We start from the raw sequence: 15,144 nt of genomic DNA, 5'->3' as shown, positions 1-15,144 counted from the left end.
TGACATGCTGACAGCCAGATCGAGCAAAGACGCCGCTGCAGCAACGAGCGCCGCCGGTGCCTTGCCCCGAAAGAGGACGGCAAGCGGAACGGCCTATCACGAGTCCGGTAGCGGGGAACCGCTGGTTCTGATCCATGGCGTCGGCATGCGGCTCGAGGCCTGGGCTCCGCAGATCGCCTTTCTATCGGCCGGTCATCGCGTCATCGCTGTCGATATGCCGGGACACGGCGAGAGCGCGAAGCTGGCGGCGGGCAGCCGCCTCGAGGAGTTCGTCGCCTGGTTCGGGCGCTTTCTCGACGACATGGCGATCGAAATGACGAATGTCGCCGGACATTCCATGGGGGCGTTGGTCTCCGGCGGGGCGGCGGCGACCTTCGGCGAACGGATCAGCCGTGTCGCATATCTCAACGGCGTCTACAGGCGCGACCCTGAAGCAAAGGCTGCCGTCCTTGCGCGGGCTGCCGCCATTCCGGTAACGGGGGTTGACAAGGAAGGCCCCCTGGCTCGCTGGTTCGGCGACGATCCGGACAGCCTCGTTGCGCGTGAATTGACACGGGAATGGCTGAGCCTCGTCGATCCGGAAGGCTATGCCGTCGCTTACGCTGCCTTCGCCGGAGGAGACGAAACTTACGCCGATCGCTGGAAGGACGTCCGCGGCCCGGCCCTGTTCCTGACGGGATCGGATGATCCGAACTCGACGCCTCTGATGGCAACGCAGATGGCGGCGCTTGCGCCCAAGGGCTGGGCCCGCATCGTCGAAGGTCATCGTCACATGGTGAACCTGACCGCGCCGGATATCGTCAATTCGCAGCTCGCTGAGTGGCTGTCGTTCGGGGAGGATGAACGATGACAATCCAGACTGTCGATCCCAGGGCGTTGCGAGATGCATTCGGGGCTTTTCCGACCGGCGTGACCGTCGTCACCGCCTGCGACGGCGAGGGGAATCCGATCGGGTTCACGGCGAATTCATTCACTTCGGTCTCCCTCAACCCGCCACTGCTCCTCGTTTGCCTTGCCAAGACATCGCGCAACTTCGCCACCATGACCGGCGCGCGGCATTTCGCGATCAATGTGCTGTCGGAAACGCAGAAGGACGTGTCAAATACCTTCGCGCGCCCTGTTGAAGACCGATTTGCGGCGGTCGAATGGACCAAAGGGGCGGCAGGCTGCCCGGTCTTCTCGAACGTAGCAGCATGGTTCGAATGCGCCATGGAAGAGGTCATCGAGGCCGGCGACCACGTCATCCTGATGGGACGCATCGAATCCTTCGACAATAGCGGCCGCAACGGTCTCGGTTATGCCCGCGGCGGCTACTTCACGCCGACGCTCGCAAGCAAGGCGGTTTCGGCGGCAGCCGAAGGCAACATCGAACTTGCGGCCGTCGTCGAACGCCGCGGCGAGGTTCTGCTCCTCGGCGAGGAGGTGCTTTCCCTTCCAAGCATCGACGCCCATGACGGCAACCCGACCGAGGCGCTGGAAAAATACCTGGAGACATCAACCGGGCTGAACGTCAGCATCGGCTTTCTCTATTCCGTCTACGAGGGCAAGAGCGACGGCAAGCAGCACATCGTCTACCACGCCGTCGCCGGCGATGGGGAACCGGCGAGCGGCAGGTTCCTGAAACCGGACGTTTTGTCGGGTGCGCAATTCAAGACCAGTTCGACTGCCGACATCGTCACCCGTTTCGCGATGGAAAGCTCGATCGGCAATTTCGGCGTCTATTTCGGTGACGAGACCGGCGGCAAAGTTCATCCCATTCCAGCCAAGGGCGCAAAAGCATGAAGTTCTCCCTCTTCGTCCATATGGAACGGCTCGACGCCAGCCAGAGCCACAAGAGCCTCTACGACGAATTCGTCGCGCTCTGCGACATCGCCGACCAGGGCGGCATGCATGCGATCTGGACGGGCGAGCACCATGGGATGGATTTTACTATCGCGCCCAACCCGTTCGTCACCATTGCCGATCTCGCCCGCCGCACATCCCGGGCAAGGCTTGGCACCGGGACGGTGATCGCCCCCTTCTGGCATCCGATCAAGCTTGCCGGCGAAGCTGCCATGACCGACATCATCTGCGACGGCAGGCTCGATATCGGCATTGCGCGCGGCGCCTATTCCTTCGAATATGAACGCCTGCTCCCGGGCCTCGATGCCTGGGGCGCCGGCCAGCGGATGCGCGAGCTCATCCCGGCGGTCAAGGGCATATGGAAGGGCGACTATGCCCATGACGGGGAGTTCTTCAAGTTCCCCGCGACGACCTCGGCGCCGAAGCCGCTGCAGCAGCCGCACCCGCCGATCTGGGTTGCGGCGCGCGATCCGAACTCGCATGAATTCGCCGTCGCCAACGGCTGCAACGTCCAGGTCACGCCGCTCTGGCAAGGTGACGACGAGGTTCAGTCGCTGATTGACCGCTTCAACGATGCCTGCGCCAAGAATCCTGAAATCGCGCGGCCGAAGATCATGCTGCTGCGCCACACCTATGTCGGCTCGTCGGAAGAAGACGTCGCCCAGGCAGCCCATGAGCTCAGCGTTTACTACAACTATTTCTTCGCCTGGTTCAAGAATGAGAAGCCGGTCAACCAAGGCCTGATCGAGCGGATTCCGGACGAGCAGATCCGAGCGAATGCGATGCTGTCGGATCAGGTCATGCGCACCAACAATGTCGTTGGCGACGCCGAGACCGTTATCGCGAGGCTGAAGGCCTATGAAGCGCTCGGTTACGACGAATATTCCTTCTGGATCGACACCGGCATGAGTTTCGAGCGCAAGAAGGCGTCGCTCGAGCGCTTCATCACCGAGGTCATGCCGGCATTTCAGGAGTAGGACCATGCGGCGTTTCCAACATTATATCGGCGGCGAGTTCTCTGACGGCGAGGCTCATTATCCCAGCATCGATCCGGCGACCGGCACGGTCTGGGCTGAGATGCCAGAAGCGCGCGAGGGCGATGTCGACCGGGCCGTGAACGCTGCCGAAAAGGCGCTATACGACAGTCCCTGGGCGAAGATGACCGCGACGCAACGCGGCAAGCTGCTCTACAGGCTGGCTGACCTCGTTGCCGCCAACGCGCAGGTTCTCGCCGAACTGGAGACGCGCGATACCGGCAAGATCATCCGCGAAACATCCGCGCAGATCGCTTATGTCGCCGAGTACTATCGTTATTATGCCGGCATAGCAGACAAGATCGAAGGCTCCTATCTGCCGATCGACAAGCCCGACATGGATGTCTGGCTTCGCCGCGAGCCAATCGGCGTCGTTGCCATGGTCGTGCCGTGGAACAGCCAGCTCTTCCTGTCGGCGGTCAAGATCGGTCCGGCGCTCGCCGCCGGCTGCACGATGGTGGTCAAAGCCTCGGAAGACGGCCCGGCGCCGCTTCTCGAATTTGCGCGTCTCGTGCACGAGGCGGGCTTTCCCGCCGGCGTCGTCAATATCATCACCGGTTTCGGCGCCTCCTGCGGCGCTGCCCTCGGCCGCCATCCGAAGGTGGCCCACGTCGCCTTCACCGGCGGTCCTGAAACCGCGCGGCAGGTGGTTCGCAACTCGGCAGAAAATCTTGCTTCCACCTCGCTCGAACTCGGCGGCAAGTCGCCCTTCATCGTCTTTGCCGATGCCGATCTCGAAAGCGCCGCCAACGCCCAGGTCGCGGGCATCTTCGCCGCAACGGGACAAAGCTGCGTTGCCGGATCACGCCTGATCGTCGAGCGCAGCGTCAAGGACAAATTCGTCGCCCTGCTGCGACAGAAGGCTGAGGCGATCCGGATCGGCGCACCACTCGACATGGCGACAGAGGTCGGCCCGCTCGCCACCAAGCGCCAGCAGGACAATATCGGCGCCCTCGTCGAAAAGTCGATCGAAAGCGGCGCCCGTCTCGTGACCGGCGGCAGCAAGATCGACGGCGAAGGTTTTTACTTCCCGCCGACGATCCTCGATTGCGACAATGTCGCCTCGCCCTCGCTGATCGAGGAATTCTTCGGACCGGTCCTGTCGGTCGTATCCTTCGAGACCGAGGCCGAGGCGCTGCGGCTTGCCAACGATACCCGCTATGGCCTCGCCTCCGGCCTCTTCACCCAGAACCTGACACGGGCGCATCGGCTGATGAAGGGCATCCGCGCCGGCATTGTCTGGGTCAATACTTACCGTGCCGTCTCGCCGATCGCGCCGTTCGGCGGGTTCGGCCTGTCCGGCCACGGCAGGGAAGGCGGCATGGCCGCGGCGCTCGATTACACCCGCACCAAGACGATCTGGCTCCGGACGTCGGACGATCCGATCCCCGATCCCTTCGTGATGAGATGACGCCGATGTTTTACGAAATCCGGACCTATCGGCTGAAGAACGGCGCGATCCCGCAATATCTCAAGGTCCTCGAGGAAGAGGGTATCGAGATCCAGAAGAGCCATCTCGGCACGCTGGTCGGCTACTTCTTCTCGGAGATCGGGACGATCAACGAAATCGTTCACATCTGGGCCTTTGCGAGCCTGGACGACCGCGAGGCGCGCCGTCAACGGCTTTTGGCCGACCCCCGGTGGCAGGCCTTCCTGCCCAAGATTCGCGATCTGATCGAGGTGGCGGAAAACAAGATTATGAAGCCAGCAAGCTTTTCTCCCAGGAGCGAGGCGCACTGACGGCATAAGGCATACCGTAGGACAAACCAGAACAAGGATAAGGGAACATGAAAACAGCATTTGCTTTCGCGGCGGTTGCCGCATTCGTGGCGGTCTCCGCCCCGGCCAGGGCCGACAACCTGGTCTTCTCGAGCTGGGGAGGAACGACGCAGGACGCACAGAAGGCCGCATGGGCAAGCCCCTTCACTGAAAAGACCGGCGTCACCGTCGTGCAGGACGGGCCGACGGATTACGGTAAGCTCAAGGCGATGGTCGAGGCCGGCCAGGTCGCCTGGGATGTCGTCGACGTCGAAGGTGACTACGCAGCCCAGGCGGGCAGGAACGGCCAGCTCGAGAAGCTAGACTTCTCCGTCATCGACAAGTCCAAGCTCGATCCGCGTTTCGTCACCGACTATTCGGTCGGCAGCTTCTATTATTCCTTCGTCATCGGCTGCAACGCCGATGCCGTCAAAGCCTGCCCGAAGACATGGGCTGACCTGTTCGACACGGCGAAGTTTCCGGGAAAACGCACATTCTACAAGTGGTCGGCTCCCGGCGTGATCGAAGCGGCGCTGCTTGCCGATGGCGTGCCTGCCGACAAGCTCTATCCGCTCGATCTCGACCGCGCCTTCAAGAAGCTCGATATGATCAAGTCTGACATCATCTGGTGGTCGGGCGGCGCGCAGTCGCAGCAGCTTCTCGCCTCCGCCGAGGCGCCCTTCGGCAGCGTCTGGAACGGCCGCATGACCGCCCTTGCGGCAACCGGCATTAAGGTGGAGACCTCCTGGGAGCAGAACATCACCGCTGCGGATGCGCTCGTCGTGCCGAAGGGCGCGCCGAATGCCGAGGCTGCGATGAAATTCATTGCACTGGCGACTTCCGCCGAACCGCAGGCCGCCCTTGCAAAGGCTACCGGATATGCGCCGATCAATGTCGAGTCGGCCAAGCTGATGGACCCGGAGACCGCCAAGACCCTGCCGGACCAGCAGACGGCAAGCCAAGTCAATGCCGATATGAACTACTGGGCCAACAATCGCGATACCATCGGCGAGAAGTGGTACGCTTGGCAGGCAAAATAGGCTGAGACTTCAGATGAACGGGTACGGCGAAATGTTCGCCGTACCTCCCGCAGCGACGCCTGTCGGATGGCGCCTGCGGAATTGACGGGTGGGAAGGACTGTCATGACGACGTATAGCGATGCCTCCGGCGCGATCATGCCTCTGCCAAAGGCGCGCAGGGCAACAGGTTTTGGCGGGGTCGTTCCGGCTCTGGCCTTCGTAGGAATCTTTTTCGTCGTTCCGGTGGTGGTCCTGCTGCTGCGAAGCGTATTGGAACCGGTCCCGGGTCTTGGCAATTATGCGCAACTGATCGGGTCGGCGACCTATCTCAAGATTTTCGCCAATACCTTCATCGTCTCCGGTTTTGTCACGGTGATTTCGCTTTTGATCGGTTTTCCCGTGGCCTGGGCGCTGGCGATCATGCCCGGCCGGCTGACGTCGGTGATCTTTGCGATCCTGCTCCTGTCGATGTGGACTAATCTGCTGGCCCGCACTTATGCCTGGATGGTGCTGTTGCAGCGGACGGGGCTGATCAACAAGATGCTGATGGGAATTGGCCTGATCGACCAGCCGCTGGCGCTGGTCAACAATCTCACAGGCGTGACGATCGGCATGACATATATCATGCTGCCTTTCATCATCCTGCCGCTCTACGGCGTGATCAAGAAAATCGACCCCTCGACCTTGCAGGCCGCAGCCCTTTGCGGCGCCAACCGCTGGCAGTGCCTGACCCGCGTTCTGCTGCCCTTGGCGATGCCCGGCATGGCGGCCGGCGCCCTCATGGTCTTTGTCATGTCGCTCGGTTATTTCGTGACGCCGTCGCTTCTCGGCGGTACCGCCAACATGATGCTCGCGGAGCTGATCGCGCAGTTCGTGCAGTCGCTGGTCAACTGGGGAATGGGCGGTGCGGCGGCGCTGGTGCTCCTGGTGGTGACCTTGTCGCTCTATGCCGTGCAACTGCGGTTCTTCGGCAGCCAGAACCCGGGAGGACGCTGAGATGCTGCTCAATTTCGACCGTCTCGGCTGGTGGAAATATCTCCTCCTGGCGATCACGCTTCTGACCGCCGCCTTCCTGCTGCTGCCGATCGTCTTCATCGCGGCGCTGTCCTTCGGCTCGTCGCAATGGTTGATCTTCCCGCCGCCGGGCTGGACATTTCAGTGGTATAGCGAGCTCTTCGCCGACCCGCGATGGCTGGAATCAGCTTTGACGAGCTTCAAGATCGCGGTCATTGTGACGATCCTGTCGGTGCTGCTCGGGCTGGTGACGTCCTTCGGGCTGGTGCGCGGTTCGTTCCTGTTCCGCGATGCGCTGAAGGCGCTGTTCCTCACACCGATGATCCTGCCGGTCGTGGTTCTCGCGGTCGCGCTGTACGCCTTCTTCTTGAGGATCGGTCTTGGTGGCACGCTGACGGGCTTTGTCATTGCGCACCTGGTGCTGGCGCTGCCCTTCTCGATCCTGTCCATATCGAGTGCGCTCGAAGGTTTCGACAAGTCGATCGAGGATGCGGCGGTGCTCTGCGGCGCCTCGCCCTTGGAAGCGAAGATCAGGGTCACGCTTCCCGCAATCAGCCACGGGTTGTTTTCGGCGGCCGTCTTCTCCTTCCTGACATCCTGGGACGAGGTGGTAGTGGCGATCTTCATGTCCAGCCCGACCCTGCAGACGCTGCCCGTGAAGGTATGGGCGACGCTGCGGCAGGATCTGACGCCTGTCGTCGCAGCCGCGTCCACCCTTCTCATCCTTTTGACGATCATCTTGATGGCGCTGGTCGCCGTCGTGCGTAAGGTACTGAAACAATGAACGAACCATTCCTTCAGATCCGCGGCATACGCAAGGAGTACGGCCCCGTTGTCGCCGTGCACGACGTCAATCTCGATGTCCGGCGCGGTGAGTTCCTGACCTTTCTCGGACCGTCCGGATCCGGCAAGAGCACGACGCTCTACATCCTAGCCGGCTTTGAAAATCCCACGAAAGGCGACATTACCCTCGAGGGCAAGACCCTGCTCGCCACGCCGTCGCACAAGCGCAACATCGGCATGGTGTTCCAGCGCTACACGCTGTTTCCGCATCTGACCGTCGGCGAAAACATCGCCTTTCCGTTAAAGGTCAGGCGCAAGTCGAAGACTGAGATCGACAGCAAGGTGAAGGAGATGCTGCGCCTCGTCCGCCTCGAAGGCTTCGAGGATCGCAAGCCGGCGCAAATGTCCGGCGGCCAGCAGCAGCGCGTCGCGCTTGCCAGAGCGCTTGCCTATGATCCGCCGGTGCTGTTGATGGACGAGCCGCTGTCGGCGCTCGACAAGAAGCTGCGCGAGGAAATCCAGCATGAGATCCGCCGCATCCACCAGCAGACGGAAGTGACGATCCTCTACGTCACGCACGACCAGGAGGAGGCGCTGCGGCTCTCCGACCGTATCGCTGTCTTCTCGAAGGGCGTCATCGACCAGATCGGGACGGGACCTGAACTCTACGCCAATCCTCGGACGCGCTTCGTCGCCGAATTCATCGGCGACAGCGACTTCATTTCCTGCGACCTGGTGTCATCCTCCGATGGACAAGCCACCATTGCGCTCGGAGGCGGGACGATCTTCGATCAAATTCCGGTGCATGGAAAAGGGACCTCCGGCGCCCGGGCGGCGCTGATGCTGAGGCCGGAGCGCATCCGCCTGTCGCGCGCCAGAGCCGCCGGCGCGGGTCTTGCCGCGACTGTCAGCGACATTACCTTTCTCGGCAACAATATCCACGTCTCCACAGAGACGGTGACAGGCGAGGCGCTTTCGGTCCGTTTGCCGTTCGGACATGAGGCTATTGCCGGGCTCAATCGTGGAGATATAGTCCATCTCGATTTCGATCCCGGTGCCGCTCACGTATTCTGCTGAAAGTTGTCCCATGAAGCTCAATGATCCCTCGCTGTTCCGTCAGGCTTGCCCCATCGCCGATCGCTGGATCGAAGTGGAAGGGCGCCGGGCGGCCATGGTCCACAATCCGGCGACAGGTGAGGTGCTGGGCGCGGTCCCCGACTTCGGTGCGGCGGAGACGGAAGAGGCCATCCAGGCTGCCGTGGTCGCCCAGAAGCTTTGGGCCAAGAAGACCGCAGGCGAACGCGCCGCCGTTCTCAAGGCATGGCACCGCCTGATGATCGAAAACCGCGACGATCTGGCGATGATCCTGACGCTGGAGCAGGGAAAGCCGCTCGCTGAAGCCAAGGGAGAGATCACCTATGGTGCGAGCTTCATCGAATGGTTTGCCGAAGAGGCAAGACGCATCAATGGCGAGACCATACCCGGACATCAGCCGGACAAGCGGATCCTCGTTCTGCGCCAGCCGGCCGGCGTCGTGGCGGCGATCACGCCCTGGAATTTCCCGAACGCGATGATCACCCGCAAGATCGGCCCCGCGCTTGCCGCCGGCTGCGCCGTCGTTCTCAAACCGGCGCTGCAGACGCCGTTCTCCGCAATTGCGATCGCCGTTCTCGCGGAGCGCGCCGGCCTGCCGGCGGGGCTGCTCAACATCGTCACGGGAGATGCGGCCGCAATCGGCGGGGCGCTGACTGCGAGCCGCGACGTTCGGGTCCTGACATTCACGGGCTCCACCCGGACGGGCGAGCTGCTTTACCGGCAATGCGCGCCGACGATCAAGAAGCTTGGTCTCGAGCTCGGCGGCAATGCGCCCTTCATCGTGTTCGACGACGCCGATCTCGACGCCGCGGTCGAAGGAGCGATCATCGCCAAGTTCCGCAACAACGGCCAGACCTGCGTCTGCGCCAACCGGCTTTACGTACAGGACAGCGTCTACGAGGCGTTTGCCGCCAAGCTCGCCGCGGCCGTTTCGGCATTGAAGGTCGGCAACGGGCTGGAACGCGACGTCGTGCTTGGCCCGCTCATCGACGACAACGCCGTCGCCAAGGTCGAAAGCCATATTCAGGATGCCGTTGCAAAGGGTGCCGGGATCGTTTCGGGAGGCAAGCGCCACGCGCTTGGCGGTCATTTCTTCGAACCGACGATCCTGCGCGATGTCGATGCCGGCATGCAGGTCGCGCGCGAGGAAACCTTCGGGCCACTTGCCCCACTTTTCCGTTTCCGCGACGAGCAGGACGTCATCGAGCAAGCGAACGATACAGAGTTCGGCCTGGCTTCTTATTTTTACGCGCGCGACCTGTCGCGGGTGTTTCGCGTCGCCGAAGCGCTGGAATATGGGATGGTTGGCGTCAATACCGGTCTCGTCTCGACGGCGGAAGCGCCGTTCGGCGGCGTCAAGATGTCGGGTCTCGGCCGCGAAGGGTCAAGCCACGGATTGGACGAATATACCGAACTCAAATATGTATGCCTCGGCGGCATCGCCTGAGCTGGTCGATGCTTGCGCTTCCCGTGGAAATCCTGACGAAGCTTTGCGCCGCCAGGGACCTACTTCGTAAATCGCTGCCGTAACATAATCGGACATGGCGCCGTAGCGCAGAGACTCCGAGCTGTGCCAGGCTGTGCGTCGCGTTGACGAACGCAGTAATCTCGCGGGGGAGAGCAGAGGAATGGCCATCGTTGGATTGTTCAGGAGGCGCAGTCCCTGTTCTCTCAACCGGCAGGTGGTCCGCCAGCAGGGCGGCCGTTCCAAGTACCCCTGCGGCAAGATCGGAAAATGACGACCAATCGGCTGTGGCGACTGTCCAGCCTACCTCTCACGCCGCTGCGTCCCGACCGGTTCTGAGGACCGGTAGGCCTAATCGTGATGAATATGACAATACATGCTACGCTGCCCACGAGAAGATGAACGAAGGGTATGCCCATGGCACCCGGTAGTATTCATGTGAAGGTCAGCGGGAAATTGCAGGATCATAACCAGCAGCAGGTTGGCCACGACGGCCTCCATGAAACGCCGACGAGCATATTCGTGCCCTCGTTCGCCGCGACCTGCAGACGCGTGATAAGGCCTGGGATTTGCTGCAAGTGGAACTCGCGCCGGCCATGCGGGCCGAAGACAGCGAATTCGTCGCGGTTTCGGCCAAAGACGTCATCCGCCGCAACAAGCGCCGATAGCCTGATGGTGACAATTTGATTTTATCCGCGCTGAGGAGCGCAGGACAAGATTTGGCGTGACACGGTTGAGGCGTGGGGAGAGAAGCAGGCGGACGCCTATATTCTCGGGCTGCACGCCTATTTGCAGCGTTTGTGCGAGGATCGGTCGATCTGGCGACAACTTCCGCAACGTCTGGCAGTTCCGGCAGACATCAAGCGTTCAGCCTATTTCGGCCGCTATGAGCATCACTGTGTTCTTTCGCGAGCTTAAGAAAGGCGATCTCGGTGTCATGAGCATTCTTCACGAACGGATGAATCAGCCGGTCCGGCTCAAAGAGGATCTGGCGGCTCTCTTAAACAAATAACCGTGAGGGGCGGGATCTTCGGTCGGTAGGATTGCTCCTCGATGTGGGCTTTAACCCGGTCTCAGAACCAGTGCTCCGCTCCCTCCATCGGATTTGCCCAGACCGTCATACCTGATGCAAACGGCGTCTCGCCTTCGGCACGCACGATCATTTCGCCTAGTTCGGGGACATCGAGATAGAGGATCGCGTCGGCGCCGAGCCGTTCCACATGTCGGATTCTGCCTTGCCACTGGCCGGTGCCTTCCGAAAGCCTGATATGTTCCGGGCGGATGCCGTAGGTCGTGCAGTTCATTCGCCGTGCCGTCTCGCCGCCATAGAGGTTCATTTTCGGGCTGCCGATGAAGCCGGCAACGAAGGGTGTGGCGGGATTGCGGTAGAGCTCCATCGGGCTGCCGATCTGCTCGACGGCGCCACCGTTCAAAACGACGATCTTGTCGGCCATCGTCATCGCCTCCACCTGGTCGTGGGTGACATAGATCATCGTCGATTTTAAACGGGCGTGGAGTTCCGAGATCTCCAGGCGCATCTGTGCCCGCAGCGAGGCATCGAGATTGGAGAGCGGCTCGTCGAACAGGAAAACCTTGGGATCGCGCACGATCGCCCGACCGATGGCGACGCGCTGCCTCTGGCCGCCGGAAAGCGCTTTCGGCTTTCTCTGCAGCAGATGAGTGAGCTGCAGCGTTTCGGCTGCTGCCGCGACCTTCTCGGCGATCTCAGCCTTCGGGCGGCGGGCGAGCGAAAGTCCGAAGCCGATATTCTCGGCAACCGTCATATGCGGGTAGAGCGCATAGCTCTGGAACACCATGGCGATGCCTCGCTCGGAAGGTTCCGCATAGGTCACGTCCTTGCCGCTGATGGTCAGCCTACCCGAGGTCGTCTCTTCCAGGCCGGCGATGATGCGCAGCAGCGTCGACTTCCCGCATCCCGACGGGCCGACGAAGACGACGAATTCGCCAGAGGCAACCTCCAGATCGATCCCCTTGATGACTTCAAGTGCGCCGAAGCTCTTGCGAACCTGTTTGAGACTGAGTTCAGCCATTCTGCTACCCTTTGACTCCGCCCGCCGTCATGCCCGCGACGATCTGGCGGTTGAAGAAGATGAATACGATCAGCGGCGGGATCGTTACGAGGAGGATGTTCATGAAGAGCAGATTGTACTGGCTCGAATACATGCTCTGGAAATTATAGAGCGTCAGCTGCACCGTCACATTCTCCTTGCCCGGCAGGTAATAGAGCGGATTGGTGAAATCGTTGAAGATCGCGATCGACTGGACGACGATATTGGTCACGGTCACCGGCTTCAGCAGCGGCAGGACCACGCGGAAGAAGATCTGCCGGGGCTTGGCGCCGTCGATCAGCGCCGCCTCGTCGAGATCGCGCGGGATGGTCGAAATGAACGACCGATAGAGTAGGACCGAAAAGGAGAGATTATAGGCAACCTGGATCAGGATCATTCCGGTCATGGTCTTGAAGAGGCCGATGTCCTGCAAAAGGCCGATGGTGGGAACAACGGCCGGCGGCATCATCAGGCCCATGAACAGCGCAGCGAAGGCCACGCGGTTCCATGCGGTCTTGCGGCGCTGCATCACATATCCGACCATCGCCGACAGCAGGATCAGGATAGTGACGGAAACGACCGTGATCAGAGTCGAATTGAAATAGGCGAGCACGAGCTGATAGTCGCGCGCCTTGAAGACGGCGACGAGATTGTCCCAGAACAGCCAATGCTCAGGAAGTTCGAAATCGAGGCGGGAGGCCTCCGATTTGGATTTCACCGCCTGCAGAGCGACGAAAACGAAAGGCATGACGAAGATGACCGCCCCGATGGCAAGGGCAATTGCACCCGTCACATAGGGGCGGACGCTTCTCATTCCTCGACCTCGCGCCGGTTGAACCACAGGGTGAAGGGCAGGATGATCACGGCGATCAGCGCGAACAGGATGACGTTTCCGGCCGTCGACAGACCATAGAAGCCAGCCTGGTACTGCTTGTAGATGACCGAGGCGATCACATCGGAGGAGAAACCGGGGCCGCCGCGAGTCATGGCCCAGATCAGGTCGAAGGATCGCAAGCCGCCGATCAGCGACAATGTCACGACGATGACGGTGGCAGGGCGCACGAGCGGCAGGGTGATCCGAACGAATTGCTGGAGCCGTGTGGCGCCGTCGATCCTGGCGGCCTCATAATAGTCGGGACTGATCGCAGCAAGGCCGGCGATGAAGATCAGGGTGGCAAGGCCGACCCCCTTCCAAACATCGACCAGGGCCACCGAAAAAAGCGCGAGCGTCGGATTGGTCAGCCATCCCGGCCCCGGCATTCCAAGCGTCTCGAGCGTAACATTGATGATGCCCTTGGTCGGATGCATCATGACCGTGAAGGTGATGCCGATGCCGATCGTCGAAACCAGCACGGGAAAGAAGACCAGCGTGCGCAGAAAACCGCGGGCGAAGATATTGCTGGTGAGCAGCACGGCCAGCAGCAGTCCGCAGACCGTTTTCAGGCCGGATGTCGTCAGCGCGTAGATCAGCGTGTTGATCAGCCCCTTGACCAGGAACGGTTCGGAAAAGAACTGCTGGAAATTTTCAAGCCCGATAAATTGGGCTGTCGAGAGATCCCAGCGCGTCAGGCTGTACCAGAGAGACGATATGGTCGGAAAAAGGAACAGCACGCCGTAAATGATGGCGGCGGGGATAAAAAACCATAGGGGGTAGGGCGAATTGCGCGAGCGCGGGCGTATCTCGGTCATGACTACCTCTTCGATCGGGAAACCTCGCCCTTCAGGAGCGAGGTTGATGACCCGAGCGTCCGCTACCAGTTGGGCAGGGCGAGTTGCTTGGCCTGTTTGCGCACATCCTCGTCATAGAGCTTGGCGGCTTCCGCAGGCTGACGGATGCCGGAGCCGACTTCGACGGTGATCTGCTCCAAAGCCGGGCCCTTGACCGGCGAAACGAACTCCAGCGCTGGCGTCGTTTTGTCCTTAGCCTCGAAATAAGGAAGCATGTCCTTGATTGCAGGCGGCACGTCCGCCGGGAGATCGCAACCGTCGACGAGGGAGGGCCCTTGCACGGCGTTGGTTTCCACCATCACCTTGCAGCCTTCGACGCTGCCGGCAAAATCAATGAACTTCTTTGCTTCCTCGGCGTGCTGGCTGGTGGCCGGAATATAGAGGCCAGGCGGCATCCAGACCGTCAGGCCGTTCGTGGCTGCCTCATCGCTCGGTTGGGCGAAGAAGCCGACATCGCTGAGGTTTTCAGGATAATTCTGTTTAATTGCGCCGACCGCAAAGCTCAGCATCGGATAGTGCGCCGCCTCGCCAGTGGCCACCATTCTCAACCCGTCATCATAGCTTGCTGCGCCGAAGTCTTCATTCATCAGCCCGGCGTCATGAACTTCCTTCAGGCGTTCGAAGCCTTTCATCGCTGCCGGCGTCTCTGCGTATTTCGCCTTGTTGGCGGTATAGTCGGCAGCGAAGTTCGCAACGGCAGCATGCAGGTTGTAATAGTCGGCCAATACGAACAGCTGCGAGGTCCAGGTATCGCGATAGGTTTGCGCGACTGCGACCTTGCCCGATGCCTTGACCTTGGCGTTGTTCGCCATGAACTCCGCCCATGTCTTTGGCACCGAGAGGCCGAGGTCCTGGTAGATCTTTCTGTTGTAGAGAATCCCGCCGGCCATCGCCGTACCGAAGGGAACGCCATAGACTTTGCCGTCGGCACTAACGACGGCCTTGAAGTCGCCGGACACTTTCGCCTGCGAGGCGAGACCGCTCAGATCGACAAGCGTTTGCGTCGGCTTCAGCGCCTGCAAGAGCGACCCGGAATTATACAGGAACACATCGGACATCTCCCCCGTCGCCAGACGCGTCTTGACGATATTGTCGCCTTCGCCACCGCCCGGCCGCTGCTCGATCTCGATCGTCACGTCGGGTGCCTTGCTTTGATAAGCGGCAACCAGCGCCTCGGTCGCCGCGACCGTATCGGGATTGTTGTCGATCAGGAATGACAGCGTGACTTCGGCCTGCGACGGGCCGGCCGCGGCCAAGGCCAGAAGCGCGGATGCGCCGGCAAGAATGAGCTTTATCCGATGTGTCATGACGTTCCTCCTCTGAACGGTTTGACCTG

At 61.2% G+C, this 15,144-nt stretch carries 14 protein-coding genes and 3 pseudogenes; 12 read left to right on the top strand and 5 right to left on the bottom strand.

Annotation, left to right across the window (positions count from 1 at the left end; translation table 11 throughout):
• The first annotated feature begins 4 nt into the window (after positions 1-4).
• The 10 genes from PH551_RS17220 (at position 5) to PH551_RS17175 (ending at position 9,993) form a co-directional block, all read left to right on the top strand.
• A complete protein-coding gene (locus PH551_RS17220) occupies positions 5-850 on the top strand; it encodes an alpha/beta fold hydrolase (protein WP_285193914.1) in 846 nt (281 codons plus the stop codon).
• Entirely contained in the window at positions 847-1,782 is a 936-nt protein-coding gene (locus tag PH551_RS17215) for a flavin reductase family protein (protein WP_285193913.1), read from the top strand. Before PH551_RS17220 ends, PH551_RS17215 begins: the two co-directional genes overlap by 4 nt.
• Positions 1,779-2,819, top strand: coding sequence for an LLM class flavin-dependent oxidoreductase (locus tag PH551_RS17210; protein WP_285193912.1), 1,041 nt, complete (start codon positions 1,779-1,781; stop codon positions 2,817-2,819). Before PH551_RS17215 ends, PH551_RS17210 begins: the two co-directional genes overlap by 4 nt.
• A gap of 4 nt (positions 2,820-2,823) precedes the next feature.
• Positions 2,824-4,287 carry an aldehyde dehydrogenase gene (locus PH551_RS17205; protein WP_085780826.1) on the top strand — a complete coding sequence of 488 codons (1,464 nt, stop codon included), beginning with the start codon at positions 2,824-2,826 and terminating at the stop codon, positions 4,285-4,287.
• A gap of 5 nt (positions 4,288-4,292) precedes the next feature.
• The gene (locus PH551_RS17200) at positions 4,293-4,616 is read left to right on the top strand and encodes an NIPSNAP family protein (RefSeq protein ID WP_285193911.1); all 324 of its coding nucleotides are present in this window, start codon (positions 4,293-4,295) and stop codon (positions 4,614-4,616) included.
• A 47-nt stretch (positions 4,617-4,663) separates the two neighbouring features.
• Positions 4,664-5,674: an ABC transporter substrate-binding protein gene (locus PH551_RS17195; protein ID WP_285193910.1), complete on the top strand. Its 1,011-nt coding sequence runs from the start codon at positions 4,664-4,666 to the stop codon at positions 5,672-5,674.
• A 103-nt stretch (positions 5,675-5,777) separates the two neighbouring features.
• Positions 5,778-6,650 carry an ABC transporter permease gene (locus tag PH551_RS17190; protein WP_285193909.1) on the top strand — a complete coding sequence of 291 codons (873 nt, stop codon included), beginning with the start codon at positions 5,778-5,780 and terminating at the stop codon, positions 6,648-6,650.
• 1 nt (position 6,651) lies between these two features.
• Positions 6,652-7,452 (top strand): ABC transporter permease, encoded by an 801-nt coding sequence (locus tag PH551_RS17185; RefSeq protein WP_085780830.1) that lies wholly within the window; start codon positions 6,652-6,654, stop codon positions 7,450-7,452.
• Positions 7,449-8,528: an ABC transporter ATP-binding protein gene (locus PH551_RS17180; RefSeq protein WP_085780831.1), complete on the top strand. Its 1,080-nt coding sequence runs from the start codon at positions 7,449-7,451 to the stop codon at positions 8,526-8,528. The genes PH551_RS17185 and PH551_RS17180 overlap by 4 nt, the downstream gene beginning before the upstream one ends.
• Positions 8,529-8,538: 10 nt before the next feature.
• On the top strand, positions 8,539-9,993 hold the full coding sequence (locus PH551_RS17175; RefSeq protein ID WP_285193908.1) for an NAD-dependent succinate-semialdehyde dehydrogenase: 1,455 nt from the start codon (positions 8,539-8,541) through the stop codon (positions 9,991-9,993).
• Between the two features lie 34 nt (positions 9,994-10,027).
• On the opposite strand, the pseudogene PH551_RS17170 reads toward PH551_RS17175, so the two are convergent.
• A pseudogene (locus PH551_RS17170) lies at positions 10,028-10,315 on the bottom strand (FAD-dependent oxidoreductase); the annotation flags it as partial.
• Positions 10,316-10,428: 113 nt separating this feature from the next.
• On the opposite strand from PH551_RS17170, the pseudogene PH551_RS32920 reads away from it, so the two are divergent.
• Both PH551_RS32920 and PH551_RS17165 read left to right on the top strand, forming a co-directional pair.
• Positions 10,429-10,679, top strand: a pseudogene (locus tag PH551_RS32920) (transcriptional regulator).
• 49 nt (positions 10,680-10,728) lie between these two features.
• Positions 10,729-11,023 (top strand): annotated as a pseudogene (locus PH551_RS17165) (type II toxin-antitoxin system RelE/ParE family toxin).
• Positions 11,024-11,084: 61 nt separating this feature from the next.
• Here the strand turns inward: PH551_RS17165 and PH551_RS17160 are convergent.
• From PH551_RS17160 to PH551_RS17145, 4 genes are all read right to left on the bottom strand, one after another.
• On the bottom strand, positions 11,085-12,062 hold the full coding sequence (locus PH551_RS17160; protein WP_285193907.1) for an ABC transporter ATP-binding protein: 978 nt from the start codon (positions 12,060-12,062) through the stop codon (positions 11,085-11,087).
• Positions 12,063-12,066: 4 nt separating this feature from the next.
• Positions 12,067-12,894, bottom strand: coding sequence for a carbohydrate ABC transporter permease (locus PH551_RS17155; protein WP_085780834.1), 828 nt, complete (start codon positions 12,892-12,894; stop codon positions 12,067-12,069).
• Complete coding sequence (locus PH551_RS17150) at positions 12,891-13,769, bottom strand: carbohydrate ABC transporter permease (protein WP_285193906.1); 879 nt, start codon at positions 13,767-13,769, stop codon at positions 12,891-12,893. The genes PH551_RS17155 and PH551_RS17150 overlap by 4 nt, the downstream gene beginning before the upstream one ends.
• A 62-nt stretch (positions 13,770-13,831) precedes the next feature.
• Positions 13,832-15,115: an ABC transporter substrate-binding protein gene (locus PH551_RS17145; RefSeq protein ID WP_285193905.1), complete on the bottom strand. Its 1,284-nt coding sequence runs from the start codon at positions 15,113-15,115 to the stop codon at positions 13,832-13,834.
• Positions 15,116-15,144: the final 29 nt, after the last annotated feature.

The sequence above is a fragment of the Rhizobium atlanticum genome, assembly GCF_030182485.1.
Lineage (GTDB): Bacteria > Pseudomonadota > Alphaproteobacteria > Rhizobiales > Rhizobiaceae > Rhizobium.
This window is presented reverse-complemented; position numbering and strand designations above follow the sequence as displayed.

Coding starts and splice junctions, on each gene's coding strand:
- PH551_RS17220 (WP_285193914.1), top strand. CDS start 5: ATGCTGACAGCCAGATCGAGCAAAGACGCCGCTGCAGCAACGAGCGCC.
- PH551_RS17215 (WP_285193913.1), top strand. CDS start 847: ATGACAATCCAGACTGTCGATCCCAGGGCGTTGCGAGATGCATTCGGG.
- PH551_RS17210 (WP_285193912.1), top strand. CDS start 1,779: ATGAAGTTCTCCCTCTTCGTCCATATGGAACGGCTCGACGCCAGCCAG.
- PH551_RS17205 (WP_085780826.1), top strand. CDS start 2,824: ATGCGGCGTTTCCAACATTATATCGGCGGCGAGTTCTCTGACGGCGAG.
- PH551_RS17200 (WP_285193911.1), top strand. CDS start 4,293: ATGTTTTACGAAATCCGGACCTATCGGCTGAAGAACGGCGCGATCCCG.
- PH551_RS17195 (WP_285193910.1), top strand. CDS start 4,664: ATGAAAACAGCATTTGCTTTCGCGGCGGTTGCCGCATTCGTGGCGGTC.
- PH551_RS17190 (WP_285193909.1), top strand. CDS start 5,778: ATGACGACGTATAGCGATGCCTCCGGCGCGATCATGCCTCTGCCAAAG.
- PH551_RS17185 (WP_085780830.1), top strand. CDS start 6,652: ATGCTGCTCAATTTCGACCGTCTCGGCTGGTGGAAATATCTCCTCCTG.
- PH551_RS17180 (WP_085780831.1), top strand. CDS start 7,449: ATGAACGAACCATTCCTTCAGATCCGCGGCATACGCAAGGAGTACGGC.
- PH551_RS17175 (WP_285193908.1), top strand. CDS start 8,539: ATGAAGCTCAATGATCCCTCGCTGTTCCGTCAGGCTTGCCCCATCGCC.
- PH551_RS17160 (WP_285193907.1), bottom strand. CDS start 12,062: ATGGCTGAACTCAGTCTCAAACAGGTTCGCAAGAGCTTCGGCGCACTT.
- PH551_RS17155 (WP_085780834.1), bottom strand. CDS start 12,894: ATGAGAAGCGTCCGCCCCTATGTGACGGGTGCAATTGCCCTTGCCATC.
- PH551_RS17150 (WP_285193906.1), bottom strand. CDS start 13,769: ATGACCGAGATACGCCCGCGCTCGCGCAATTCGCCCTACCCCCTATGG.
- PH551_RS17145 (WP_285193905.1), bottom strand. CDS start 15,115: ATGACACATCGGATAAAGCTCATTCTTGCCGGCGCATCCGCGCTTCTG.